A 25,855-nucleotide genomic window follows, 5' to 3' on the forward strand; every position below is an offset into this window, starting at 1 on the left:
TAGGAGGTCGAGTCCTATGTCATTGAAAGGACGCCATCTGTTCACATCCGAGTCCGTAACCGAAGGACATCCGGATAAAATATGCGACCAGATTTCCGATGCGGTGTTGGACGCCTTTTTGGCAAACGATCCGAATGCTCGGGTTGCATGTGAAGTATCCGTTGCGACGGGATTGGTACTTGTAATCGGTGAAATCAGCACCAAGGCGGATTATGTGGATATTCCATCCATTGTGCGGAATACCATTAAGGAAATCGGATATACACGTGCCAAGTATGGCTTCGATTATAGTACGTGTGCCGTATTGACCTCGCTCAATGAGCAGTCCCCTGATATCGCCCAAGGGGTGAATGCAGCGATTGAAACCCGTAACGAAAGCGAGATGCAGCAAGAGACAGCGAATATCGGAGCGGGAGACCAAGGCTTGATGTTCGGCTTTGCTTCCAATGAGACGCCGGAATTGATGCCGCTTCCGATTGCGCTGTCCCACCGGATTGCACGGCGTCTGTCCGAGGTGCGCAAAGATGGAACGCTGCCTTACCTTCGTCCGGACGGTAAAACGCAAGTTACGATTGAATATATGGATGGCAAGCCAGTGCGTGTTGACACGATTGTCGTATCGACGCAGCATGCGGAAGAAGCAGCGCTGGAACAAATTCAGAAAGATATTCGTGAACAGGTAATTGCGCCTGTCGTGCCGGCTGAGTGGCTGGACGAGAAAACAAAATACTTTATTAATCCAACAGGACGCTTTGTTATTGGCGGCCCTCAAGGCGATGCCGGATTGACCGGACGCAAAATTATCGTCGATACGTACGGCGGCTATGCGCGCCATGGCGGCGGCGCTTTTTCTGGCAAGGATCCAACCAAGGTTGACCGTTCTGCGGCGTATGCGGCCCGTTATGTGGCTAAAAACATCGTAGCGGCTGGTCTGGCTGATAAGTGCGAGATCCAACTCGCGTATGCAATCGGCGTAGCGAATCCGGTATCAATTAGCGTAGATACGTACGGAACGGGCAAAGTAAGTGAAGAAAAGCTCGTTGAACTTATTAAAAATAACTTCGATTTGCGTCCAGCCGGAATTATCAACATGCTGGACCTGCGCCGTCCGATTTATAAGCAAACGGCTGCATACGGCCACTTCGGACGTACCGATGTCGATCTTCCATGGGAACGTACCGACAAAGCCGATGCGCTCCGCGAGCAAGCCGGGGCATAATGAAGTTGAGAACCTTCTTCTGCTATATAGGGCGGAAGAAGGTTTTTTGTTTTCCGAGATAACTTACCCTCAGTTCTAAAAAAATTGCCCTTTCTAACCGACAAATAAAGTACAACTGTCTTTCGGAAGGAAAGGAGCAAACAGCAATGAAGAGATGGCTCTCGGCCTTGCTTGCCATCGTGATACTGATAAGTGGAGCGATAGGATGGGGACCCGGAATCGTTCAAGCGGATACAATCAATCCGACTATAGTGAGTAATCTGTCTGCAGACCAGGTTACGGTCTTTCCGGCACCGAACGAACGGAATGTCCCGCTGAAGTCGGAGATCAGCATTAAGTTTCCGGAACCCATGACCATGGTAGCTGGACATATCGTAGTAATGAAAGAGGGAGGCGCCCCGCAGTATTTTAATAAAGATGGAAGCTCGGGGATGGGCAAGGTCGTATCGAGCGATTCGTCAACCTTCAACTTACAAAATGGGCCTGCTTTTGAATTGGGAGCCACCTACCAGGTTACGATAGATGCGACCTTTGAAAACAATGAGACTCGTCAACCTCTCCCTATAGGAAAGAGTTGGTCATTTACGGTCAAATCCGCGCCTGGTGTGGAGGCTGTATTTCCGCATCAAAGCAAAGAGGAAAGCGTAACTCCAACTCTAAGAATTGCCTTCAAACAACCGGTAAAAGCTGGTGCAGGGACGGTTCAGGTTTACACTTATAATAACACGGCTGTAAGGACATTAAAGTCCACTGATTTTGTGTTTGATACCAATAGAATGATAGCTACCTATTCATTTACGGACAATAATAAACTGGACGCTGGCACCGCCTACTATGTTAAATTTGTCAATAATCCATTTACGGATGACGAGGATATTCCGATCGCGGGATACTCGGATCCGGCCTCCTGGTTTTTTGAGACCAGACGCGGTGTAGACACAGCACCGCCCCAACTGATAAAGAAGGCTCCGGAGGGAACTGGCGTATCCGAAAGTACCCGTCTGGAACTTACATTTGATAAGCCGGTTTATCAAGGCAGCGGCGAAATTTTGATTAAATCTTCAGATGGAACAGTTAAGGACAGAATTCCGGTGACGACTTTGACAGGCGGAGGCACAAATACGATTCAATCAAATTCGCTGAAGAATCTGGTTAAGAATCAAAAATATACCGTCGAAATTCCAGACGGGGCTTTCCGCAATGCAGACGGTTATTTCTTAACGAAGCAATCCTGGGAATTCCAGACGGTTGTCATGGATACGTCGGCTCCGGTTATTTCGTCCTACGATCCATCGCGCAATAGTGTTGGGGTAGTGACGTCCAAGGAGCTTATCGCTACATTCAACAAGCCGATTGTGTATAGCGGAAACGGCGTGGAACTGCTTCGCCAAGGCTCATCGGTGAAAGAAACGATAGAAGTTACCGTAAGGGGCGACAGAGAGCTCCGGATTGTCCCTAAAAACAAGCTCCAGGACAATACCGTCTATACGGTGAATATTGCACGTGGAGCAGTAAAGGATCGATCCGGAAATGAGTTCCAAGGAATCACAAATGTATGGACCTTCTCGACCGGCTTGACGGATCGCAATCCGCCAGTGATCGAAGACATTAAGATGTACAGCAGCTCGGTCATACAGATTCGTTATAATAAGGTACTCGATTCGAGCGTTAATCCTCCTGCCAATGAATTTACCGTCACGGTGAACAATCAGGAGCGCCGGGTGGACAGTGCTTACACATCAGGCAACTATGTATATGTTAGGTTGGAGAGCGGCGTGTCTGTCGGGCAGGATATCCGTATTAGTTATGCCGGACGGTTCCGTCTTGTACGAGATACATCCGGCAATGTGGCTGCAGCCTTCAGTGCCCGCAATGTAGAAAATAAAGTGAGCTCGTCTCTATACAATGTAAGAGAAAGCTATATTTACAATGATAGATTAACCATTGTTCTCAATGAGTCGATTAAAAGCGTGTCTACGTACGCGTACAGCCAGTTCACCGTCACGTTCAATGGTTCTACCGTCGGCGTAGATAAAATCTCTAACAGCGGGTCGTATATCTACCTTACGCTCAATCGATATGCTTCCGATGGCGATGTCATCAAGGTCAGCTACACGCCAGGGAGCTATCCGCTTGAAGATACGGGCGGAGGACAGATTCCGGCCTTCGAGGGCGTCTTCGTGCGAAACAGCCACGATCGGCAGCCTCCTCAGCTAACGGAGACTGGCGTTACGGGGAATCGCCTTACGCTGACCTATAACAAGGCGCTGGATAAAAACTCGATTCCGTTGGTAAGCCATTTCTCAGTCCTTGTAAATGAGAAGGCCCGGTACGTGACCAAGGTTGAAATTAAGGAAAACCAGGTGTTCCTGACGCTGCAATCGGCTGTGCTCAAGACCGATATCGTTACGGTGTCTTATGTGAGAGGCTATCCGCCATTAAGGGACCTGAACGGCAACTATGCCGTGAACCTGAATCTTATCTCTGTCGGCAATACGACAGACAGCGAGACACCGGTCGTGCAGTCAGCGAATTGGACCTCGCCTTCGATCGTATTGACGTTCAACAAAACGCTGGAGAGCATGCAGTTCTCCTCTAACGGACCATTCTATGTCCGTGCTGGCAGCCAATTGCTCTCGGTAAGACAGGTGAATGTCAGCGGCACAAAGGTAACCATCGAGCTGTTGAATCCGCCAGCGAAGGCGGACGAACTGACCGTGACTTATAACGGAGGCGGAACGAAAGCAATTCGATCGACATCAGGCGTGGAGATTAAGACGTTCAGCAATATGAACGTGACGGTAAGCCTGGAGGACCTGGCAGGGGCCAATTTCGTCAAGCTGGCGAAGGATACCTCCTTTATCGACTCCATGTTTGTGCTCGTGGATGATGCGGCGCAGAAGTCCTCCGACCGCGCTACCAGCGGGCAAGTGGTTAACCGCTATACGTTGGACGCGAACAAGCTGAAGACCGCCTTTCAGTTCGTGGCCACCTCGGGCGGCCCGGATAAGCAGCTGATGTATGAAGTGCCATCGGGAGAGACAGCGGCACGGGTGTCCATTCCGTTGAGCGCCTTCGACTCCGCTTATATCACGACCGAGCCGGTGTTGTTCGCCATCAAGTATGGGAACACGCTGTACGGCATTACGATTAGCCGCGATACGATTATTCAGATGGTGCAGAGCTTGAAAGGTTCGATCTCGAACTCTTCACTGTTAATCGAGATAGAGCCGGCCCAACCGCAGCAGACCAACATCGTGAATGCGTTGAGCCGGGTGCAGGCGACGGCGTTGGTGCAGGCGCATCAGTTTACGTTATACGGCTATTCCGGCAGCCAGGTCAGCGGATTGACCGAGTTGAAGATGGAGGCCGTCATTAAAATAAGAACGACGGATACGGTTACGGCCAACCGGACCGCGATTGTCGAGTATCAGACGAGCCACAGCCAACTCGCCTATCTTCCGACGAAGCTGTACCGGTCAGGTGCGATCACGGTTGGCGTCACCAAGGTGAAGAAGAGCGTGATTGCCGTATTGACGATCGGCAATAAAGTCTATGCCGATGTGCCGAGCCATTGGGCTAACAATGATATGACGGCAATGTCGGCCAAGATGATTATGGAAGGACGCAGCAGCACGAAGTTCGAGCCGAACAAGCCGATTACGCGGGAGGAATTCGCTGTTGCGATCTCGCGGGCGCTCGGACTGGAACCGAATGCAGAAGCGGCCAAACGCTTCCCGGATGTGAGCAATTCCACGATCAACGGCGCCTATATCGGCGCAGCGATTAAAGCAGGCATTATCAGCGGGTTCCCGGACGGCACCTTCAAGCCGAACGACAGCATCACCCGGGAGCAATTGACGCAGATGATGGTGCGGGCGACGGAGGCTTCCGGACATGTTCTGCCTCGGGCGACAACAACGGTGCTGAGCGTATTCAAAGACAGCAAGCAGATTACTCGACTCGGAGCTCCAACCGTGGCTCAGGCCGTGCAATCGGGTCTGATTCAAGGCGTGAAGCGGGACAAATTCGATCCGAAAGGCTCGGCAACGAGAGCCCAAGCCGCGATCTTGCTGCGGCGGTTGTTGCTGTCTATCGATCATATTACGATCAACTTCTAAACTTTACTATCGTTTCAAGGCTCCATCCTTTGTCAGGGAACAGAGGATGGGGCTTTTTGTCGTTTTATGTCCCGGGAAATATAGGATATTTGGTTACAGAAACGCAACTTTTGGTAGAATAGAGTCGTCTATATGTAATAGAGTTTATAGGTAGTATTGTCTTCGTAGTTGTCAAATTACATACTAGCAAGGAAATGGGAGAGTAGAAACATGAAAAGAATCGAAGCATCCGATGGGCGGGTGCCGAAGCGGCACACGGGTGTCCGGGTAGCCGTTGCATTGGTGTTGTCGGGCGCGCTGTTGATGCAGCCGGCAGCAGGCTGGGGTTGGGGAACTCCGGCGGTCGTTGAAGCGAGCGGATCCGTGCAGTCGCTCAAGAAGTTGAGCGAGGAGATTATCACCTCGGGAGCGAAGCTCGTCACTTATCAATACAAGACGGTTCGCAATAGCAAGACGTATACGACCATTCTCAACATTATTGAGGCGGATCTGAAAAATCCGTACATCAAGCTCGATGTCATGACGGGCCAGAACGGCCAGACGGCGGTGGGCCAGACGGTAACGCGGATGACGAAGGAAACCGGCGCTGTGGCGGGCGTGAACGGAGACTATTGGATGATGAGCTCGGATCGCGTGCCGATGGGAGCCTCGATTGATGACGGGGTCCTGATCACGAGTCCTGCGGAGCTGCAGGGCATGTATGCCTTCGCGGTCAAGCAGGACGGCACGCCGACCATCGATCAATACCGGTTCGAAGGCAGCATCCAGCTGCCGGACGGCCAGACGTTCCCGCTGTCGGGCATCAACAAGATGAAATATAATAAGGAGCCGGGCGGCCAGCACAGCCATATCAACGCGCTGTATATTTATACGAGCGCTTGGAAGGGAACGGCCCGTCCGAATGACAGCTCGACGACTCCGACCGAGGCGCTGGTCCGGAACGGCGTGGTTGAACAAATTTCGGAATCGGGCCCGCTGCCGATCGAGGTTCCGGAGGATGGCTACATTTTGCGCGGACACGGAACGGCGGCCCAGTTCATGCGGAGCAATCTGCAGGTCGGGGCAAGCGTGGAGGCGAATTATCATCTTATCGCGCAGAGCAACGGCCAGACGGTTGATCCTTCCTCCTTCCAGATGATGATAAGCGGCCATACGCTGCTCGTCGACAATGGCAAGACGGTCAGCTTCACCCGCGATACAAGCGGAATCAGCGGCGGGTCGGCAACGGCGAGAACGGCAGTCGGCTATTCGAAGGACGGGCGCTATGCCTACCTCGTTACGGCTCAATCGAACAGCGTCAGTTCGGGATTGACGTTGAAGGAATTCCAGCAAGCTTTGGCAGAGGCCGGCATATGGCGGGCGGTCAACCTGGACGGGGGCGGGTCGACGACGATGGCCAACCGTCCGCTGGGCGAGACGGAGACGAAGCTGACCTTCGAGACGAAGGAAGGCGGCAATAATATCCGTTCGGTCGTCAACGGAATCGGCGTGTATACGACGGCTCCGAAGGGAGAAGTCAAGGGCATGACCTTGGCCGGAGACAAGACGCTGTTCATCGGCCAGCAGGCAACCTTTAGCTTGAAGGCGTATGACCAGTATTACAATCCGGTCGATGCCTCAAGCGCTGACATTAAGTGGAGCTCCAGCAATGACAAGCTGAAATGGAACGGATCCGCTTTCACGGCAATGAAGGCAGGAACCGCGGAGGTTACGGCGACGTCCGGCGGGGCGAAGACGACGCAGAAGGTACAGGTCATCGGGGCGGATCAGATCGATGAAATTCGCATTGCCGCTTCTTCGGCGCCTCTGGTCGCCGGCACGAAGGCCACGCTGCCGGTCAAAGTGACGCTGCAGGATGGCAGTACCGCCACGCTGCCAACCAGCTCCGTGCAATGGGAGCTGCGCGGATTCAAGGGTACGGTCACCGACGGCGTGCTGCAGGTCGATTCCGTGCCAGAGGGCGGAAAGATCGGGTACGCGATTGCGAGCTATGACGGCGTGCGGACGATGATTCCGCTTACTCCGGGAGCGGAGAAGAAGCTGGAAGACTTCAATGCGGTCAACTACCCGGTATCCTTCTCCGGCCTGCCGAAGAACGCGACAACGGGCAAGGTGACGGTGGAAGGCGGATTTGGCGGCCGCTCCGCCAATGACAAGGTGCTGAAGCTGTCCTATGACATGACGTCCGGAACCGGCGACAAGTTCGCTTATGCCGAATTGAACGGCGGCAACGGCATCGCTTTGCCGGGCGGAACGAGCGGATTGAAGCTGGACGTCTATGGAGATAACAGCTTCAACAATTTGCGTATGGAGATTCACGACGGCTCCAAGGCGCACTATATTAGTGTTGTGGAATCGGTGAACTGGGAAGGCTGGAAGACGGTAGAGGCCGATCTGTCCGCTCTGAATCTATCATCCGCGGCGAAGCTGAAGCGCATTTATTTATATAATCCAAAAGAGGATCAAGATGAACGGGTGCCACAGGGCACGGTTGCGATCGATAATCTTATCGTCAAGCTTCCGGCCGGAACGGATGCCGTCTTGAACCGCCCTGTAATGGAATTGACGGTAGGCAGCAAGACCGCCCAACTGAACGGGGAGAAGAAGCAGTTGGATGTCGCTCCGTTGGTCTTGAATAACGTCACTTACGTGCCGGTGCGCACGATTATTGACGCATTCGGCGGAGATACCGATTGGGATGGGAAGACGAATCGGGTGACCGCGCTGCGCGGCAATTCGATGATTGATATGACCGTGGGAGAGAAGACGTTTACCCTGAACGGGAAGAAAAGTAAGTCCGATGTCGCTCCGATCGTCCGGCAAGGTCGTACTTTAGTCCCTCTGCGATTGGTGTCGGAACAATTAGGCCTATCTGTAAAATGGGATAAAAAAACGAAGTCCATTACTATCCGTTAATATGGTATGATAGAGGATGAATATCCAATTCATCCTCTAAAGTCAAGGAGACGGAGCGTTAGTGGACTATCAGGTCGGAAACATTGATCGCGTGATAAAGAACGCCATCAAAGTCATGGAAGAAAGCAAATATCAAATATTTGAAATATTGGATTCCTCCCGGAATGAAGCCGTCACGATGAGTCACGAGCTTCAGGAAGTGTTGAATCAGACGGCGGAAATTTGCGATAAAGTGGACGAGCTGGAACGGAAATATCGTCTGGCTCGTTTGCGTTTGACCGAGGTAAGCCGCGACTTTGTCCGCTACACGGAAGAGGATATTAAGCTAGCTTATGAGAAAGCAACGCAGTTGCAGCTGGAACTGATGATATACCGTGAGAAGGAAGGCTACCTGAAGACCCGCAGGGATGATCTGCAGAACCGGCTGCGCGCCGTGGAAGGATCGATTGAACGTGCGGAGACGATTGGTTCCCAGATGAGCGTGGCACTGGAATATCTGTCCGGAGATCTGGGTCAAGTGACCCGCATTCTGGAATCGGCGAAGAATCGCCAGCTTCTCGGCCTGAAGATTATTCTGGCCCAGGAAGAGGAGCGCAAGCGCATCGCCCGGGAGATTCATGACGGTCCTGCTCAGTCGCTGGCCAATCTAGTGCTGAGGACGGAAATTGTAGAAAGAATGATATCGAAGCAGGATTTTCAGTCGGTGAAGCACGAAATAGTAGATTTACGTTCGCAAGTGCGATTCGGTCTGGAGGAAATTCGGAAGATTATATACAATTTGCGGCCGATGGCCCTCGATGATTTGGGGTTGGTGCCGACATTGCGCAAGTTCATTCATGATTATGAGGAGAAGAACCGGATTCGAACCTCCTTCGAGATTCGGGGTCATGAACGCCGGTTGAAGTCGGCGATGGAGGCGGCCATCTACAGGCTGGTACAGGAAGCGTTCACCAATGCGGCCAAGCATGGGCATCCGACGAACGTGACCTGTGAATTGACCTATGAGCCGGAGGAGGTCCGGGTTGTCGTCCGGGATAACGGATACGGCTTCAAGCTGGATTCCCTGGAGGTCAAGTCGAAGGAGCATATGCATTTCGGTCTGCTTGGGATGAAGGAGCGTGTAGAACTGCTCGAAGGCCACATGGAGATCTATTCCGCCGAGAACCGCGGCACGCGAATCGTGATACAAATTCCGACAAATGTGGAGAAGAGAGAGGAGTAAATCTATGGAGCATCGAACACAGGAAAAGCCTAGCATCAAAGTACTCCTTGCTGACGATCATCAGCTTTTTCGCGAAGGGCTGAAGCGGATTTTGAACATGGAGGACGATCTGGAAGTCATCGGGGAATGCGGCGACGGGATTCAGGTTGTGGAATTCTGCAATAAGGAAGTTCCGGACGTCGTCCTGATGGACATCAATATGCCGGTAGAGAACGGCGTCGTCACCACCGAGCGTCTTCGCGATATTTTCCCGGATGTCAAAGTCATCATTCTATCCATTCATGACGACGAGAGCTATGTATTCGAGACGCTGCGCAAGGGCGCATCCGGGTACCTGCTCAAGGATATGGAGGCCGAGTCGCTGATCAATGCGATCCGATCGGTCGTAAGCGGCTATGCATTCATTCATCCGAAGGTGACGGGCAAGCTGATTCAGCAGCTGCGGCGTATGACGATTCTGGATGGGCATGGCGTCGTGAGCAATCAATCCTCCCATGATTCGGGCGTGCGCTTCGTGGCGGCGGAAGACAACCCGCTTACCCGCCGTGAGGCGGAAGTGCTCCGTCTGATGGCGGAAGGCAAGAGCAACAAGATGATTGGCCAATACTTGTTCATCAGCGAGAAGACCGTCAAGAACCATGTCAGCAGCATTTTGCAAAAAATGGAGGTAGACGATCGGACGCAAGCGGTCATTAACTCCATTAAAAACGGCTGGGTCACGTTGTAATCGTTGTGGTAATCCATAGAGAGGACGCATTTCCAAGCGAAGCTTCTCGGTACAGAGGCCGAGAAGGCTTGCCGGGCGCTGGAAGTGTGTCCTTTTTTCATATTTGTACAGATTGATCGATTCTTGTCCGTCACCCTCCCATCTCCTTCGGCATACAGTGTACCAAAGGGAGGTGGCCGCATGATCGCGATGCTATGTTGGATTATCGGGTGCTATGGGATAGCGGTGGCGGCCGTTCATCTCGCGCATGGGTGGCAGAAGCTGGTGCGAGGCTCTCGTCCTGCGCCATGGATACATGTTGTCATCGTCAGCGAGAATGATGAACGCCACATTGAATGGATGATACGGGCCTTTGGTTTCTATACTTGGTTAAGAGGGCGTCAACTGCATATTACACTGCTGGACTGCGGATCGACGGATGCAACGCTGGCAATCGCCGAGCGTGCGGTCCGGGGAGCGCGAATCAGCTGGAATGCGGATGTCGTAGCGCCGGAGGAAGTGGAGCGGGTCCTGGATGAGCTGGAGTCGAGCCAGCCGGCCGAAGCTTTTGTCGTTGTCCGCTTGAATCGGGCGGAGGATCTGCGCAAGGTCCCTTTTATGTCTGGAAGCGCTATCTGAGCAAGTTGTGTACTGTCATGGTTCGGTATAATCAGAAGGAATAGGGCCCGGACAGAGGCAATGTTTTGAATTGATTTCATTTTGCTTCGTGCGAACCCGATCTGGGCAATTTTTTCATTCATCTTCCTATTTTGATTACTATAAAATGGATATGTTTTGTAGTATACTAGCAGGTGCATTTTTCGGTAGGCATTATCGTCTCTCCAAGATATACTGACAAGCAGGGACTCATTTCGTGCCGCCTTACTTTTATAATCGAGCCATATTGTGGAGGATGCTTCTGTGAGCCTGTAGCCGCAGGCTTGCGTACAGGGGAGGCATCTTTTTTCTGTTCTAAGAGAGGGATAAGAGTGATATTTGGATAGAAAAATACATATTTTAGAAGGGGTTCCTTGCAGTTTGTTACTAGAACAAGTATAATAGCTAGAACATCTGACTAAATATCCAAATTAGTTCTGGGGTTCTGAAAAAAGATTTAGGCAGCAAATAATTTATTGCATTAATAGCTTAAGACAGGGTATGGTGAACGATGAACATATTGAAGATTTACATAACAGACCTTCGCAACATTATTAAAAATCCGGCTGCAATCATTGTTATTTTGGCGGTAGTTATTCTCCCTTCCTTATATGCCTGGTTCAATATTCTTCCGTCCTGGGATCCGTACGCCAATACGAAGGATGTCTCGGTGGCCGTTGTCAATCTGGATAAGGGGTCCGAAGTCCAGGATAAAAGCATCAATGTGGGCGAGAAGGTCATCGAATCGTTGAAGGAGAACGATAAATTAGGATGGCGGTTTGTGGATAAAGAGGAGGCGATGGAAGGCGTCAACCATGGGGATTATTATGCGGCCATCGTCATTCCGGAAGATTTCTCCGAGAAGTTAACCTCTATTATTTCAAGTCACCCTGAGAAGGCGGAATTAGATTATTTCATCAATCAGAAGGTCAATGCGATCGCGCCGAAGGTGACATCGGCCGGGGCGACGGGGGTAACGTCAACGATCCGCAGCAATTTCGTGAAAGAGGCAAACGGCGCCATCTTTGAAATTTTCAACGAGATTGGCGTGGAGCTGGAAGGGAACAAGCCTTCGATTCTGAAAATGAAGGACAATCTTTTCAAATTGGAAGAGAATATTCCCGAGATTGAAAGCATGATTCGGAAAGGCCAAGTCGATTTAATAAAAGCGGATGACATTATCAAAAAAGCGGAAACGGCGATTTCTTTAATCAAGGATTTCGAAAAAGAGAAAAAAGATGCGGTTGATTCCGATGTGGAACGGTTCCTGGATAAGGGAGATGAAACCTTTGAGAAGACCATTCCGGTCGTAAAAAAGGATTTGCAGGCCTTGCAAAATACGATGACCGAAATGTCGGCGATGACCGATGCGATTAATTCCAACCTTGATCTCCGCGTCGTGGAACAAGAGCTGAGCAAAAAAAGCGATGAACTGAATTCGGGGATATGGTCATTGCAGAAGCTGATTACGAGAATCGAGGGCGTCAATCAATCTCTTACCACTGGCGGAGTTATGAATGATATTGTTTCCTCGCTGTATGATATGAAAAACAAATTGGAAGATTTGAATGGCCAATTGGAGAGAGCGCGCCGCATCGTTGCCGACAATAAAGAGCTGGCTGTGGACAAGCTGAAGGAAATTCAGCGAACGGCACTCAAAATTAATGACTTGATTGGCCAGTTCCGAACGGATCTGGATAATCGCATCGTCCCAGCGCTGACGAAGGCATTGGATGATGTGGAGCAGGCCGGCAAGCGATACCGGGAGCAATTAACCCGCGTGCAGGACCTGATAAAAAAGGCGAAGGATCAGCTTGCGCAGGCCGATGGCAGTACCATTGCCGACAAATGGAAAGAGATTGCGGCCTCGTTATCCGAAGCGGCAAGCCAACTCGAAAACAGCTTGGGTTCGCTTGATAAACTGATCGAAAAAGTAGAAGAGATCTCCAAATTAACGGGTACCGATTATCAATGGCTCATTGACATGTTGAATAACATGAAAACGAACGCGGGGAGCTTGCAAGAGCTGCTCGATAAAATCAATAAGGAACTTGAAAAGAACAATGTGCCAGAGCTTGTGAGCAGTCTGATTGGAAAGTTTTTGGACAAGGCCGAGGTTATGGCCGGCCAATTGGCTGACAGCTATGACAATGTCATCGCCCCGGGATTTAAGTCAAACCGCAGCACTATCGAGAAACTCATTAACGAGGCGCGCGAAAAATCAGGAAAATTGCAGGATGCCGCCATTTCCGTTGTGAAGTTGACGGATAAATTATTGGCCAAAGATTTTAATAAAGTAGAAGATCAGCTTCGAAATGCGGCGGCGCGCACGAAGGATGGCCAAAATGCGATCAGCAAACTCATCGATGTCGCGGAAAACATGAAACGGTCCGTAGATGACGGGGCGATTGAGGATGTGATTGCGAAGCTTCGGAACATAGAGAGCCGAATGGAAGATATCTCGAAGGCGTTGGTTCGAGCCAGCGAATTTGCCGGCGACGCGAATAAGCCAACGAAGGATACGCTTAATCAGATTAGCTCGGTGACGAAGGATGCGGCTGCCTCCATCGATGATGCGGTGGAGACGATTGATAAGGATGTGGTCCCTGGCTTCCACCGTTCGATGGAAAAATCGCGGCAAGGTCTGGAATTCGTCCGGAAAATTGAAAACGAACTGTTCGCCGCGATTCCGAAAATCGAATCGGCCTTGGCCGAGGTGAAGGATAAAGTTCGCTTGGGTGAAACGGAATTAGACAAAGTGAACGGAGAGTTCCCGGAGGTTAGCAGAAAGGTCAGGGATATTGCCGCCAAAATTCGTTCATTTGAAGAAACGGGCGATTTGGATGAAGTCATCAAGCTGCTGACCGGGGATGCGGAGCAAGAAAGTGATTTCTTCGCGGAGCCCGTGCTGCTGAAGGAGCATGACCTGTTCCCGATTCCGAACTATGGTTCGGCGATGTCGCCGTTCTTCACGACGCTGGCGCTGTGGGTGGGCGGACTGCTCCTGATATCGATGATGATTGTCGATATTGAAAATAAGCATGAGTACAAGAGCTATGAAGCATATTTCGGCCGGCTGCTTACGTTTCTCACGTTAGGCATCGGGCAGGCGACGATTGTCACGCTGGGCGATATGTTTCTTTTGAAAACCTATGTTCTTCATAAATTTTGGTTTGTTCTGTTTGGGATATACATCAGTATTATATTCGTCACGATCGTATACACGCTTGTGTCCGTCTTCGGGAATGTCGGGAAAGCATTATCCATCATCCTGCTCGTATTCCAGCTGGCAAGCTCCGGCGGGACATTTCCGATTCAGATGACACCGGCCTTCTTCCAGAAGCTGCACCCGTTTTTACCGTTTACCCATGCCATTACGATTATGAGGGAAGCGGTCGGGGGAATTCTGTGGCCTGTCGTCACGAAGCATATGTTAATCCTGCTTATTTATGTCGGAATTGCGTTCGTGCTGGGAGTCGCCTTGAAGAAGACGATCAATAAATCGAGCGATAAATTTTTGCAAAAGGCGAAGAAAAGCAAGCTGCTGTAAGGATTTCCAAATTAGGGTTGTCAATTGCCGCTGCATCGTATACAATCTAGGTAAATCATTGAATTTAGGCGTTGAGCATGAAGCACATGCCATCCCGTGACATCGGGTGGGGTGTGCTTTTTTGTTGTCTGTTGGTATTGGCCGGGATGAGGCTGTGCTTCCAACAGTACATGCACAGGCGCCGTGGAATTAAGGAAGGAGAGGGAACGGGTGCAAGTAAGAGTTTACGCCGTAAGAACGGAGACCGGATGGCATATGGGGATGACGTTGGATTGGCGCGTAGATGCAGGCTACTGGTTGTCGGAGGACAGAGGGAAGCGAAGAGGAATGAAGCTGGTCGTGCTCCAGCCTGCCCTGCCGATATTTATCGGGTTGGCGATGCTTGAGGACTTCGCCGAGTGCGAGGAGATGGATCAGTGGGGGAAGCGGGGGTGGACGAAATATTACCGCGATGCGCTGCATAGCTATCGTGAATTGTTGTATCTGTTCACCGATTCCGATCGTCATGGGGAGGAGGAATGGTTCACGGTGATGATATTGGAAGGGCCGGATACAGAACCGAATGCGCAGGCGGTGAAGGAACGTCAGCAGGAGGCGTATCAGGTAGCGGAAAGCGCGGCAGTGTACCGGATCGAAGAGAGAGCGACCCGGCGGGCGCCCGCTCTTGAACGGTTGCCGGAGGCGGGCGGCGTGCTGCGCGCTTCGCTGCAAGCGGATGCATGGCAGTTGGCGGAAGCGCTGCAGGGCAGGCTCGTCTCGGACGAAGAGCTTGTATCCCTTATGGAAGATAAGGGCTGGCACGGATGGATTCCGCTCAGGCATACGTTCGTTCAACTGGGATGTCTCCATGGCTGGCTGGAAGTGCGTGCGGGCATTATGCCGGTGGAGGAAGAGGGCAAGCGCTGGGCAAGCAAGGCGATGTCCCGTTGGCGAACGGCTTCCGCCGCCGTATATCGGTGCAACCGATGCGGCAGCATGGAGGATATGACGGTATCCGCCTGCGCTTCCTGCGGCATCATGGAATGCCGGACTTGCACGCACTGTCTGAATCTGGGACGCATTCGATCCTGCTCGCTGCTCGTAGCAGGATCTTCCTTCCGCCCGCCGGCGGCAGCGTCAGGGACAGCGAGACGAGAAGAAGATCTCGGACCGCGTCTCGCGAAATGGGGATTGGCTCCGGCCCAAGAGGCCGCCAGTAGGGATGCGCTGCGGTATATCGCTTCGGTGCGGCGGGACATCGATGGCGGACGTTCTCATGGTTCGGGACAACCCGTGGCGGGTTCCTTTCTGCTCTGGGCCGTGACCGGGGCGGGGAAGACGGAAATGGTCTTACCTCTAACCAGACAAACCTTGATATAATAACGGTTATAAGGCGTATTTGCATACTGTGACCATATTTTGACCATACTTAGATGCTGTTGATGAGTTTATCAAACTTATCGACCGCATCCTTTTTTAATTGCTTGGTAACATGTAGGTAAACAGTTCGGGTGATCTTCTCGTCTTTTTGGCCAAGTCTTTCCATGATTTCTGTCAGTCCTACTCCAGCCTCGGCAAGAAGTGACGTATGCGTATGTCTTAGGGAATGCGGGGTAAGGGAGTCACTAAAACCGGATATTTTGAGTAATCTTTTCAAACGCTGCTCAATCACTTTCGGTTTTTCCGGGTACCCATAAAATTTAGTAAGTTTTGCAAAGATGAAGTCACCGTCGTAGTATTCTTTTCGGTATTGCATCTTCACTATATTTTGAAGGGCCTTCAATTTTTTTAATTCCTCTACAACCATGTCATTTATTAATATCACTCTCTTTGAGGTTGTTGTTTTCGGAGTATTCAAAGTATATTTAGCGGTGTTATTTGTCTTATTCCAGTAAGTCTTAGTTATACTTATGCTCTTCTCTTCAAAATTGACATCCTTCCACTTCAAGGCACATAATTCCCCCACGCGCATACCTGTATAAGCTAGGGTTAGGAAAGTAGCATAATCTTTATCCATCCCATGTTCTTTTGCAGTCTGGAGAAAACGGACCAATTCGTCCTTCTCAAAATATTTCGGAAGTTCTTCGTACTTTTCAAGTTCCTCTACAGTTTTAGTAAAAGCCGGGATTGTTGCCCCTTCAGTTGGGTTAACTTTGATTATATCTAATTCGTGGGCCTTTCCGAAAAGCATCTTGGCAGTGGCGTGGGTGCTTGTGATCGTCTCTTTTGAATAACCACTCTCCTTCAAAGAAATTAAGTAGTTTTGATACATTTCCTTGGTTACATCTTTTAACATAATGTGTTGAAAAGACTTCAGCAGTCTTCGAATACAGACTTCTCTTGATTGAACTGTGGAGACTTTAACATTCTTGGTGCTGCTATAAATCTTGAGCCACTTAGGAGCGAATTCCGAGAACGTAGTATCCTTTTCGCTAACAAATGTTCCGTTGGCTACCTGTAGCTCCACTATGGCGGCATCCAGTTGGGCCTCCTTTTTTGAATTAAACCCCCTCTTGGTTGAAGGTTTCTTTTTCCCGGTTAGGGGATCAACTGCCCCATAATACTTGTACATCCACTTGTAACCGTCTTTGGTTTTGTACTTCTGGAAACTTGCCATATTCTGCCCTCCCATAATTGATGAATGTTGTAACGCTCTAGCTTGGAGGATCAAGCTAGTTGTTTTTAGTTATCAGTATCTAATGAAAACTCGACTGACTTAACAATACCAATAAAATCAAACTCGGCTTCCTCGGCGGCGGTAATTGTAATTGGAGGATATTTGGAATTTTCTGATTGCAGTATATATCCCGTGTTCGTTTTGAAAACTCGTCTAATTAGTACTTCCTCATTATAGGTCAAAGCGTAAATTTTCCCATCAGAAATAATGAAACTTCCCTCATCTTCATCTATTACGCCATCGCCATCTATTTGACAAAACAGTTTTGCGCCTGTGTTAATACCGGCCCCGGCCATGCTATCGTCATCTGCGATTATATAAATGTATTGGCCGAATCTAATTTTGCTGGTCGGCACCCATTCATACCCTTCCTCACCGGTTCTCAAGTCCAAAAGTTTAATTCTATTTATCGAACCTTCTTGAATAGTTCTAATTGTTTTATTGATTCGCTCAGGGTCTATTCCAGCTTCTTCCCCAATATTTTTTAGCAAATGCGGGTGAGAAAACACAATTCTGTTATAATGGTTGATAACAAAATCGATTCTTTCCTCGTAGGGGATATTTTTTATTTTTTGAACTTGATCCGAGATTTCCTTCGAGATCTCCTCATTTGTCATATCACCCCATTTCTCATAATCTACAGTGAATGCAGCTACATACGCAGTGTAAGAATCTAGTTTACTTAAATAGTGAGAGATTACTCCACGCACCTCTTCAGGAGCGCGTTCAATGTAGCCGGCAGCTATCAAAGGCTCGGGGTCCCCGCCAGTAACTTCTGCAAGGACTCGCGATATAGAATCATCAGGAGCGGGGCGTTGGCCTAGTCGGAGTTTGCTAATATATGTTGAGTGAATTGTGACACCACGATCTTCGCATTCTTTTACAATCTGTTCCAATGTTTTTCCTGAATTAGCGATATACTCTTTTAATATCTCTGAGTAAGTCAACTCGTTTCACTCCTTAAATAAAAAGACTCTTTACAAATAGGCTAGACAAATATGCCTAGATACATACTAGCCTGATTTGTCTGTCTTGACAAGCCCCAAACACGTGTGCTATCTTCACATTAGACAAAACAGTCTAGTTCATAGTTAGGAGGTGAGACAGTGGCGGAGAAGCACCCCAACAAGCTACGCGAACTGCGTAAAAAGTCAGGTTACACGCAAGAAAGATTAGGAAAGCAGTTTAAGAAACAAAAGGATTTTACTGTTATATCAAGGTGGGAGAGAGGGGTTGTTCGTCCTTCGGCGAGCCATCTTATTGAGTTATGCAAAATATTAGAGGTTGATGATCCATCGGATATTTTTTTTGAAATTAACTAGACAGATTAGTCTGGCTCGTTAGTGAGTGTACATACATTCAGAAGGGGGGTACGAAGTTGAACTCTTCCCCAATTTTTCAAGTGATTGTAGACAAAGACTTTGTACAACGACTTGCAAAAGAAGAAGTCAAGCGCTTGGTTGAAGAAACTGGCGCGGGCACCTGGTGGGATTTGAAGAGGCTTGAAGCCGAAACATGCCGTAAGCGGGATTGGTTGATCGAGAACATACTTCTTAATCCACGATTCAAAGAAGAAATGAAGCTTATTACGAACGGCTGCGACAACGGCCGCTGGATGTTCAGGGCTGCAGGAATGAGGGCATTCTTGGACAAGCATTTTCAGGAGCTTAACGGCAAGCCTATGCGGGCTGGCGTTGGGTGACTAGTGGAAAGGGTGTAGCCTCAACCGACACCCTGGCAAGCAGGCATGAAGTGATGACTAAATTAATAGGAGGGCTATAGAAATGATGCAGTTGCCAGATGTACAGGATACGGCTGTCGTAGAAGAAATAATCGACTTCTGCCCAGCATGCCGCAGGGCTATTGTTTTCGGTCAGGAAGCATGGGAGATCGGCCCGGAGCTGGTATGCTCTAGGGTTTCATGCATTCTCAAGCAGATAAAGGCCGAAAAGAAAAGATCCGGAATGGTTTCTCATTTTGTACCGCCTGAACGATACAGAAGAACGCAATAAGATGACCTAGCGGTGCACGAGGTCATTGATTCCGTGAGCGAAAATGATGGCAGCTAAGGTGGTGAGGGAGATAGTTGAATAGTCTTTGTGTATTGGCGAATGAACTTCATGAACAAGCAGTGGCGGACTTCAAGGTATCTGAACGATTCGCATACAGCTTCATAATGAAAGTGAAGCGGATCAGGGATGAGCGCTTGTACAAAGAACTTGGTTATTCTTCATTTGATAACTATTGCGAAACGGCATGGAAAACCAAGCGCGATTTTATGGATCAGAGAATTCAAATAGCGGAATCGTTTGGTGAGACACACTTTGCCGATACGTATCGGCAATTAGGCCACAGTAAGTCCTTACTGCTCGCCAGAATGGAACCGGATTTGAGGCAGAAGGTCGAATCCAAAGTTGATGTCAGCGAAGCGACGGTTAGACAGCTTAAAGAAGTACAGAAAAGGATTGAAGAAGAGCAATTAAAGGCGGAGGCCGAACGACGTGCTAAACAGGCTGAAATGGAAAAACAAACGGCAATCCAACAGCATTCCGATGAGCGAGAAAAGCTTCTAGCACAACTTGATGCTATGAGAAAAGAAGGGGCCTCGGATTCTCCAGAAATTCTACAACGAGTCAAAGAACTGGAGCAGCAGCTTGAACTTCGGGCTAATCTTCTAAAAAAGGCGGAGCAAGAGCTTGAGGCTCTCAAACTCCGAGACACGTCCGATTATGACGAAGATGAAGCGAAACGTCAGCGCCAGAAACTTCAACACGAGGCCGACTATAACGTTCTCGAGCTTCGAGTACACATTACACGCCTTCTTGAGAAGACGGCTATCACAGGCTATATGCAGGGGGCATTAGCTAAGGCAGATCCTGCAGTAAAAGAAATGATGTTTGAAAGTATCGAAATGTTGGAGAATTTCACAACTCAAATCAAGGCGGCACTGAATGGCCGGATAATAGGAGGTAATTTGCATGAGTAATCTATTGGTACAAAACCAAGGCGATGTCTATTCGTTTTTGGAACATTCGTTTAAGCGCCAGCAAGAACAAGGAGCCGCAATGCAAGTGATGTTGTCGCAGATGAAAAAGGTTGAAGCTAATGTTTTGGAGACCGCAGCTAAAGTCGAAGTACTGGCGAAGGAAATCCGTGACGAGAACAGACTGCTTCCGTCCGAGATTGATGAATTATTTCAAGCGACAGTTACACGTTCCATTGAACTTACAAAGATGACACCAGGAGTCGAAGAGGCACAGTTCACAAAGTTTGTTGGTAAGTACCGGAAAATGATCTGGAGAAAGATGAACCGACATTTCGGAGTGAGCAAGTATATTCATATCAAACGGATTGACTTCGAAAAAGCAGTTGAGTTTGCCAAGTCATTCGATCCTAAGGAATATATTTGACAAGAAAGAGAGGAGTTTCCGAATGAAAACAATTCAATGGAAAGATTCAAGTGCCAGCGAAATAATCAGCTTGTTTGAAGTTATTCAGAAACATGGTGCATTGTGTAACTTGGAATTTTGGACGACAGACGCCCTTGAACGCGATCCATACTTAGAATCTCTTTTTACCATAGCTCCGCAACCGGTAAAAGCTGAATACCTTGAGTCTGACAATACCGAGAGAGCAGCGGGAACCGTTGTTATTTACTTAGGGGAATCTGAATTCGGTTTTAATGTTTCAGATGTCGAGTTTTCAAGCCACATTTCCAAGCATCGAATTGAGATTATGATTTCAAGCCGACTCTACGATGTGAATTTCGAAAGCGGAGTCCTTCCATGCGAAGCTATTCAAGAGGCTAGAGATTACCTTGATACAAAAGGCGTCGGACCGTTGCAAATGAATGAACACGAAGAAGCTCTGATTCGTTTTATTCGAACCCTTGACCTCGATGATTTAGAGGAAGCGAAGGAAGGGATATTTATTAAAGCTGGGGATGCAGGCGGTGATTCGGTGCAGTTAAAACGTGTAGGGGAAAAAATGAAGGCGAGAAAGGCTAGGGTGCAGGAGGAACGCCTGGATAAGCTCGCAAGGTTACTATGTGCAACCAATGGAGTTTATCGCAACCAATACGGTATTCTACATCCGATTCAATGACATATTTGCTAGAGAAATTTTAGGAGGGGAATAGGAATGACTCTCGAACATCTTGCCCGCCTTTGGTTCAACCGAAGCCCTCTGCAGCATGCTGTAATCATAAAAAATATCATTCGGAAGGGAAGATATGTATGACCACATTATCGAAAGCTGAATTGAAAATGAAATTGAATGCTTGGGCGAAAGAAGCTAACGAGAAATCGAAAACCTTCTTAAACTGCCTGAAGGAATCACAAGTACAACTCTATGAGTGCAAGAGACAAATTACCGGCTCTTTTGTTAAGTTCTTCATTCAAAATATGAAGCCTGAAGAAGTAGAGATTTGCAAAAGAGAGGCTAAGAACCTGAGTGAGAAATATGACTTCGATAAATTGGCCGAAATGGACTCTTATGGAATGATGAACCCGCTGGTTACACTTCGTATTCATTCTCGAAAACTTAGAGAAATAGTAAGGCGGTTCAACAAAGAAAAAGCTGTTCTAAAGAAGCTGCTTGGAGAGTTGAAGCAGATCGACATTCAAGCTAAAGAGCGATTCAAAGAAAAATATTGCGAAGTGGACCCCACTATTACAGCGTACAGGGAAATGCTAAAAGGAGTTATGGAAGAGGAGCTTTTTGAGGGAGAAATCGACTATTGGGTACTAATTGAGGGCTTATTCTCAGATGGGCGCAAGATGAAGCGTGATGACTTCTTACAAGTAGTCACGGTGGATAAGTCTTTGAGATATTCGGATGGAAGCCCAATCGAGTCATATGTAAGTAGAGTAGCGGATATTCCGGAAGAGATTGACTTTGATACTTTTGAGGATCTTATTGTTCTGAAGCGTATCGAAGCGGACTTCGATTATTATCTTCATGATGCCTGGATGGAACACTTTTTCATAGTTAAAGAGGAATACAAGCGACAAACAGGGGAAGAGGCCTTCGATTCATTCAAATTGCTTGAGGACATCACCGGGAAGCCACTACAGACATACACGGCTGAAGTTGATGAGTATGGGGACGTAGTTAATATGATACCAAACAAGCCTGAGCTGAGGGTGGTGGAGAACGATGCGGACCATTGATGAGATTATAAAGGATATGCAGGCGCTTGGGACATCTCCAGAGACGATAGACAGGGATATTGCAGAGCTGGAGGACGAAGTAAGTCAATGGGTTAATAAAGCGCAGAGAGGCAAGCTTACGCTGCGGGACGCACGGCAAAATATGCGTATGTCATATGAAGAGGTATCGGAAAGAACGGGCGTGTCTGTAAAGCGGCTCAAGAGGTACGAGGAAGACAGCCGGAGAATGCCACATCAATTAATGGTAGTGTTCAGTGGACTTTATCGGTTATCTGTTAATCATCTGTATTTTGGCGTTACACCAAGCACGGAAAATAAAAATCACCTTAACCTGTCTTTGGCGGGACGTTAAGGCGAAAATCCAATTAAAAGGTATCCCTTTGCGCAACATTATACATAATCATTTCATGTTGTGCAAGGGGAACCCATACGGGAGAGTGTCGATAATGGGGAATAATTCGGTAATTATAGATTTTGAAACTGAAATGTTGATTCGAGAAATCGCTACAGCAATGTTTCGAGATGTAGGAAAGGTAGAAGGAAGAACATGTCCAGCCGTTGCAGAAGCGAAGGCTGAACTGTATTCAGCTTTAGATAATCTCTCTAATTTAGTGGACAAAGATATTGGAGAGCAATCTTTTGATCTAGAGGACAAGATAAACAATCTCGCTAGTTTTGAACACGAGGAATACTTCGTAAATGGTTTTGTTAAAGGGTATTTCTATCTAAGGAAAATAATGAAATCTCAGGAAGCAGCCCTTCTCTCGACTGCCGATGAAGGGGGAACCTCGAAATGACGGCGGGACTGGAGCGGGCAAAAACAATTGAGCTTCTCTACTTCATGAACCCATATCCGAAGCGGGATACAGCAGAGTTCCAGGGCAAGTATCATCACCTTGGATTCAATTGGCGAGCCTTCCCGCTAAAGGGGGATCTTGAGTCTCTTGCAAACGGGCTCTATTCTGCCTTGCAAGGCGTTGATAAAGAGGAATGTTACGACTTCTATGCTCACTCAGATCGTGTATCGCATCCTGGACAAGGACGAGAGCGCAATGGAGCGCTTATTTGAAGCTGCCTTTGGAGGATAAAGTGAATAGGGTTCTACTTAAATCTAACTGGGACAGAAGGTGATTGAATGGCGGGGTGGATTAAAGATTACAGGCAGGAGCTTGAAAGTGATATTTGGTCAATGCCCCCTCTCTATCACCGGATATGGCAATACCTGAAATACATGGTTAACCATCACGAAAACGAGATCCCGATGAGGGACGGAAACAGGGTCAAAGTTTTCCCTGGGCAACATATGACATCCCTCAGAAACATTGCCAAGGGTGTTGGTTGGTATGAGCGCGGCATATGGAAGGAACCCAACGTTAAAACTGTCTCATCGGTCCTGGAGTGGCTCGAGAAAGAGGGCATGATAACGGTCGATTCGGGTAACAGGAAATATACAATGATTTCCCTTGTATCATGGGACATTTATCAGGCTGATGATGACATGAAAGTAACAGTCGGGAAACAGTCGTTGGATATAAACAAGAATGATAAGAATGAAAAGAATAATAATATATCCGCGCAAATTGAAAATTTCCGCTCCCGCTACAACCCGGAATTGCTAGAACTCATCGACAGCTATTTTGAGTTTATAGCGAACATGAGGAAAGGGAAGAAATTAAGCGATGGAATATTCATAAAAGTTTACGAGCAGTTCGCCCGCTATTCTCCTATCCGAGTTGAATATGCAATAAAGACACATATGGGCAGTGAGAAATTGAGTAAAGCGAAAGAGGATTATACCTTCGGAATATTAAGAGGGGCAACTGATGAGGAAGCCAAGCAGAAGTTGCAGAGGATGAATAATCAACAACCAAGAGCAAGAGGGCGGTTAAGTCCGGAAGAACTCCAAGCTCTTGAAAGGGGGCAGTAAGGATTGAAGCTCACAGAAGTGAATGCGCTGCTCGAGAGAATCGGGTGTACTCTCTCAAAATAAATGACAAAGACGAGATGACAAAAAAAGAAACGGGAAAACGCGAAAAAACCCGATTCTACTAGGGATTTCGTGGGATGGGACAAGAAGAGCTGTGACAAAAATGATGAGAATAACAAAACGAGCGGAAATGATAGGGGATTTGATGAAAAAAAAGCGCGAAAGCCTTGAAACACAAGGGATTCAGCGCTTTTTTTTCTTTATTTTCTGTCTTGATGCTACTGTACCACGTTTGGAACGGGATAAAAAAGCGGCACGGCGTTGTAACGGCACCGTTAATGAGCGTTAATCGACGTAAATTTAAAAACGAAAAAAAGGCGAAATCCAAGCGCATCAAAAGATTTGGTGATTAACGCGCGGCGAGTAATGCGTTAAAAACATTTGGATAATTGCCGTAAAACCGCTCAAAAATGACTAAAGTCAATTCTGCAATTCGTATAGTTGTGCAGAATTGTGCAGAATTGGCGTAATGACGCGGTTTCGGAGCGTTTCTAACCTCTGAAAAAAGCGGTTTTGCAATTCTGCAAATGAAACGAGCAAAGGGACATTTCGGAATAAATGAGAAAAAGCTGTCCCATTGCAGTCGTGGCAAGGGTTTAGGGGTGTTTCCTGTGTGCAAAACTTCAGTGCTTCAATGGGACAGAGAAAACCTCTAAAATTACAGCTCTTCGACAACCAGATTCGGAGCTTCTTCAGGTCTGATTATATCGACGACCAATCCTAAAATCTGCATGTCTTTCACCTTTGGATCGTAGACCATATCCTGCATGCCGTCGTTTTCGGAAATGAGATAGGCTAGATCGTTATGCATCTTGAAGCGTTTGATCGTCACACCGTCATCCACTTTCACCAGAGCGATGTCATTGTTATCGACACATGACTGCTGGCGCACGACAACATACCCGCCATTCTCAATCCCTGCATTAATCATCGATTCGCCATCCACTCGAACAGCAAAACAATTTCTGTATTTCTCTGACACGCGAAGGTATCCTTCAATAAATCTCACCAGTTCGATTGGCACACCGGCAGCAGCTCTCCCGAGGATCGGGATCGCGCTCGGCGATTTGTGACTGGCAGCAACCTCTTTCACGACCGGTAGCTCCTTGGACTTCTCTAGGTTCGGAACCGCAGCTGACTCGTTTCTAGTTGCCTGCACTTCGCCGCCCTCTTGTCGTTTCTCTAAAAGAGCCAACTTTATGAATCTATCAATGAATGCACGATCCTGCTCGCCTAGCGAATCTATCAAACTGTCGAAATGGGAAACTACTTCCCGTTTTTCATCAAAAAAAAGAGCTGGCTCTATCTGCTCGCTCTTAGGTGTCTGCCCATTCCCCCCTATTAGAATCCAATCCGTCGTTACATTAAAGAACTTCGCCAGAGCAATGATATATTCTGCTCCAGGAAGCCTCTTGTCATTTTCCCAATAAGTAATCGTTCCTGAGTTCGAACCAATCCCTCCTGCCAAGCTATCCATCGAAATTCCAGCTTGTTTTCTGAGATGGCGAATTCGTTGGCCAATCGTTTCTAACATTTGCGGTCGCTCCTTCTAACAAATGACAGCAATTTTCTGTCATTCAGCAAATTATACTGACAAATAGCAATTTTATTATTGACTATACTGAATATTGTTAGTATTATGATGGTGTG

The 25,855-nt window shown here is 48.2% G+C and carries 23 protein-coding genes; 20 read left to right on the forward strand and 3 right to left on the reverse strand.

Features of this window, described 5'->3' with window-relative positions; all coding sequences use genetic code 11:
• Positions 1-16 precede the first annotated feature (16 nt).
• The 8 genes from metK (at position 17) to OCY70_RS29850 (ending at position 15,750) form a co-directional block, all read left to right on the forward strand.
• A complete protein-coding gene (gene metK, locus OCY70_RS29815; protein WP_213427504.1) occupies positions 17-1,219 on the forward strand; it encodes a methionine adenosyltransferase in 1,203 nt (400 codons plus the stop codon).
• Positions 1,220-1,365: 146 nt separating this feature from the next.
• Positions 1,366-5,340 (forward strand): Ig-like domain-containing protein, encoded by a 3,975-nt coding sequence (locus OCY70_RS29820; RefSeq protein ID WP_213427505.1) that lies wholly within the window; start codon positions 1,366-1,368, stop codon positions 5,338-5,340.
• A 210-nt stretch (positions 5,341-5,550) separates the two neighbouring features.
• Positions 5,551-8,256, forward strand: a complete 2,706-nt coding sequence (locus OCY70_RS29825) for a stalk domain-containing protein (RefSeq protein WP_213427506.1) — start codon at positions 5,551-5,553, stop codon at positions 8,254-8,256.
• A gap of 61 nt (positions 8,257-8,317) precedes the next feature.
• Complete coding sequence (locus OCY70_RS29830; protein ID WP_213427507.1) at positions 8,318-9,478, forward strand: sensor histidine kinase; 1,161 nt, start codon at positions 8,318-8,320, stop codon at positions 9,476-9,478.
• Positions 9,479-9,482: 4 nt separating this feature from the next.
• Positions 9,483-10,205 (forward strand): response regulator, encoded by a 723-nt coding sequence (locus OCY70_RS29835; RefSeq protein ID WP_213427508.1) that lies wholly within the window; start codon positions 9,483-9,485, stop codon positions 10,203-10,205.
• A gap of 180 nt (positions 10,206-10,385) precedes the next feature.
• Positions 10,386-10,823, forward strand: a complete 438-nt coding sequence (locus OCY70_RS29840) for a glycosyltransferase (RefSeq protein WP_213427509.1) — start codon at positions 10,386-10,388, stop codon at positions 10,821-10,823.
• A gap of 529 nt (positions 10,824-11,352) precedes the next feature.
• Entirely contained in the window at positions 11,353-14,391 is a 3,039-nt protein-coding gene (locus OCY70_RS29845; protein WP_213427510.1) for a YhgE/Pip domain-containing protein, read from the forward strand.
• Between the two features lie 210 nt (positions 14,392-14,601).
• Entirely contained in the window at positions 14,602-15,750 is a 1,149-nt protein-coding gene (locus OCY70_RS29850; RefSeq protein ID WP_213427511.1) for a hypothetical protein, read from the forward strand.
• Positions 15,751-15,799: 49 nt separating this feature from the next.
• Here the strand turns inward: OCY70_RS29850 and OCY70_RS29855 are convergent, their stop codons facing one another.
• Together OCY70_RS29855 and OCY70_RS29860 are read right to left on the reverse strand one after the other, a co-directional pair.
• Entirely contained in the window at positions 15,800-16,987 is a 1,188-nt protein-coding gene (locus OCY70_RS29855; RefSeq protein ID WP_213427512.1) for a site-specific integrase, read from the reverse strand.
• A 65-nt stretch (positions 16,988-17,052) separates the two neighbouring features.
• Entirely contained in the window at positions 17,053-17,994 is a 942-nt protein-coding gene (locus tag OCY70_RS29860; protein ID WP_213427513.1) for a S24 family peptidase, read from the reverse strand.
• A 159-nt stretch (positions 17,995-18,153) separates the two neighbouring features.
• On the opposite strand from OCY70_RS29860, the gene OCY70_RS29865 reads away from it, so the two are divergent.
• The 12 genes from OCY70_RS29865 (at position 18,154) to OCY70_RS29920 (ending at position 24,494) form a co-directional block, all read left to right on the forward strand.
• Positions 18,154-18,369 carry a helix-turn-helix transcriptional regulator gene (locus OCY70_RS29865; protein WP_213427514.1) on the forward strand — a complete coding sequence of 72 codons (216 nt, stop codon included), beginning with the start codon at positions 18,154-18,156 and terminating at the stop codon, positions 18,367-18,369.
• 56 nt (positions 18,370-18,425) lie between these two features.
• Positions 18,426-18,749: a DUF771 domain-containing protein gene (locus tag OCY70_RS29870; RefSeq protein WP_213427515.1), complete on the forward strand. Its 324-nt coding sequence runs from the start codon at positions 18,426-18,428 to the stop codon at positions 18,747-18,749.
• Between the two features lie 82 nt (positions 18,750-18,831).
• The gene (locus OCY70_RS29875; RefSeq protein ID WP_213427516.1) at positions 18,832-19,059 is read left to right on the forward strand and encodes a hypothetical protein; all 228 of its coding nucleotides are present in this window, start codon (positions 18,832-18,834) and stop codon (positions 19,057-19,059) included.
• Positions 19,060-19,133: 74 nt separating this feature from the next.
• Positions 19,134-20,033 carry a hypothetical protein gene (locus tag OCY70_RS29880; RefSeq protein ID WP_213427517.1) on the forward strand — a complete coding sequence of 300 codons (900 nt, stop codon included), beginning with the start codon at positions 19,134-19,136 and terminating at the stop codon, positions 20,031-20,033.
• Positions 20,026-20,457, forward strand: a complete 432-nt coding sequence (locus OCY70_RS29885; protein WP_213427518.1) for an ORF6C domain-containing protein — start codon at positions 20,026-20,028, stop codon at positions 20,455-20,457. The genes OCY70_RS29880 and OCY70_RS29885 overlap by 8 nt, the downstream gene beginning before the upstream one ends.
• Positions 20,458-20,479: 22 nt before the next feature.
• The gene (locus OCY70_RS29890) at positions 20,480-21,151 is read left to right on the forward strand and encodes a hypothetical protein (RefSeq protein ID WP_213427519.1); all 672 of its coding nucleotides are present in this window, start codon (positions 20,480-20,482) and stop codon (positions 21,149-21,151) included.
• Positions 21,152-21,282: 131 nt separating this feature from the next.
• Positions 21,283-22,218, forward strand: a complete 936-nt coding sequence (locus OCY70_RS29895) for a hypothetical protein (RefSeq protein WP_213427520.1) — start codon at positions 21,283-21,285, stop codon at positions 22,216-22,218.
• A complete protein-coding gene (locus OCY70_RS29900; RefSeq protein ID WP_213427521.1) occupies positions 22,205-22,570 on the forward strand; it encodes a helix-turn-helix domain-containing protein in 366 nt (121 codons plus the stop codon). The genes OCY70_RS29895 and OCY70_RS29900 overlap by 14 nt, the downstream gene beginning before the upstream one ends.
• 94 nt (positions 22,571-22,664) lie before the next feature.
• A complete protein-coding gene (locus tag OCY70_RS29905) occupies positions 22,665-23,015 on the forward strand; it encodes a hypothetical protein (protein WP_261945016.1) in 351 nt (116 codons plus the stop codon).
• Complete coding sequence (locus tag OCY70_RS29910) at positions 23,012-23,287, forward strand: pyruvate-formate lyase-activating enzyme (RefSeq protein ID WP_249725695.1); 276 nt, start codon at positions 23,012-23,014, stop codon at positions 23,285-23,287. The genes OCY70_RS29905 and OCY70_RS29910 overlap by 4 nt, the downstream gene beginning before the upstream one ends.
• A 66-nt stretch (positions 23,288-23,353) precedes the next feature.
• Positions 23,354-24,145, forward strand: coding sequence for a hypothetical protein (locus tag OCY70_RS29915; protein ID WP_213431493.1), 792 nt, complete (start codon positions 23,354-23,356; stop codon positions 24,143-24,145).
• Between the two features lie 163 nt (positions 24,146-24,308).
• A complete protein-coding gene (locus OCY70_RS29920) occupies positions 24,309-24,494 on the forward strand; it encodes a hypothetical protein (protein ID WP_213431230.1) in 186 nt (61 codons plus the stop codon).
• A 369-nt stretch (positions 24,495-24,863) separates the two neighbouring features.
• Here the strand turns inward: OCY70_RS29920 and OCY70_RS29925 are convergent, their stop codons facing one another.
• Complete coding sequence (locus tag OCY70_RS29925) at positions 24,864-25,739, reverse strand: S24 family peptidase (RefSeq protein ID WP_213431229.1); 876 nt, start codon at positions 25,737-25,739, stop codon at positions 24,864-24,866.
• Positions 25,740-25,855: the final 116 nt, after the last annotated feature.

This window comes from Paenibacillus melissococcoides (assembly GCA_944800085.1).
GTDB lineage: Bacteria > Bacillota > Bacilli > Paenibacillales > Paenibacillaceae > Paenibacillus_B > Paenibacillus_B melissococcoides.

What these genes read in the sequence shown, in the direction of transcription:
- metK (WP_213427504.1), top strand. Translation starts at nt 17, where the DNA reads ATGTCATTGAAAGGACGCCATCTGTTCACATCCGAGTCCGTAACCGAA.
- OCY70_RS29820 (WP_213427505.1), top strand. Translation starts at nt 1,366, where the DNA reads ATGAAGAGATGGCTCTCGGCCTTGCTTGCCATCGTGATACTGATAAGT.
- OCY70_RS29825 (WP_213427506.1), top strand. Translation starts at nt 5,551, where the DNA reads ATGAAAAGAATCGAAGCATCCGATGGGCGGGTGCCGAAGCGGCACACG.
- OCY70_RS29835 (WP_213427508.1), top strand. Translation starts at nt 9,483, where the DNA reads ATGGAGCATCGAACACAGGAAAAGCCTAGCATCAAAGTACTCCTTGCT.
- OCY70_RS29840 (WP_213427509.1), top strand. Translation starts at nt 10,386, where the DNA reads ATGATCGCGATGCTATGTTGGATTATCGGGTGCTATGGGATAGCGGTG.
- OCY70_RS29845 (WP_213427510.1), top strand. Translation starts at nt 11,353, where the DNA reads ATGAACATATTGAAGATTTACATAACAGACCTTCGCAACATTATTAAA.
- OCY70_RS29855 (WP_213427512.1), bottom strand. Translation starts at nt 16,987, where the DNA reads ATGGCAAGTTTCCAGAAGTACAAAACCAAAGACGGTTACAAGTGGATG.
- OCY70_RS29875 (WP_213427516.1), top strand. Translation starts at nt 18,832, where the DNA reads ATGATGCAGTTGCCAGATGTACAGGATACGGCTGTCGTAGAAGAAATA.
- OCY70_RS29885 (WP_213427518.1), top strand. Translation starts at nt 20,026, where the DNA reads ATGAGTAATCTATTGGTACAAAACCAAGGCGATGTCTATTCGTTTTTG.
- OCY70_RS29890 (WP_213427519.1), top strand. Translation starts at nt 20,480, where the DNA reads ATGAAAACAATTCAATGGAAAGATTCAAGTGCCAGCGAAATAATCAGC.
- OCY70_RS29895 (WP_213427520.1), top strand. Translation starts at nt 21,283, where the DNA reads ATGACCACATTATCGAAAGCTGAATTGAAAATGAAATTGAATGCTTGG.
- OCY70_RS29900 (WP_213427521.1), top strand. Translation starts at nt 22,205, where the DNA reads ATGCGGACCATTGATGAGATTATAAAGGATATGCAGGCGCTTGGGACA.
- OCY70_RS29905 (WP_261945016.1), top strand. Translation starts at nt 22,665, where the DNA reads ATGGGGAATAATTCGGTAATTATAGATTTTGAAACTGAAATGTTGATT.
- OCY70_RS29910 (WP_249725695.1), top strand. Translation starts at nt 23,012, where the DNA reads ATGACGGCGGGACTGGAGCGGGCAAAAACAATTGAGCTTCTCTACTTC.
- OCY70_RS29915 (WP_213431493.1), top strand. Translation starts at nt 23,354, where the DNA reads ATGGCGGGGTGGATTAAAGATTACAGGCAGGAGCTTGAAAGTGATATT.
- OCY70_RS29920 (WP_213431230.1), top strand. Translation starts at nt 24,309, where the DNA reads ATGATGAGAATAACAAAACGAGCGGAAATGATAGGGGATTTGATGAAA.
- OCY70_RS29925 (WP_213431229.1), bottom strand. Translation starts at nt 25,739, where the DNA reads ATGTTAGAAACGATTGGCCAACGAATTCGCCATCTCAGAAAACAAGCT.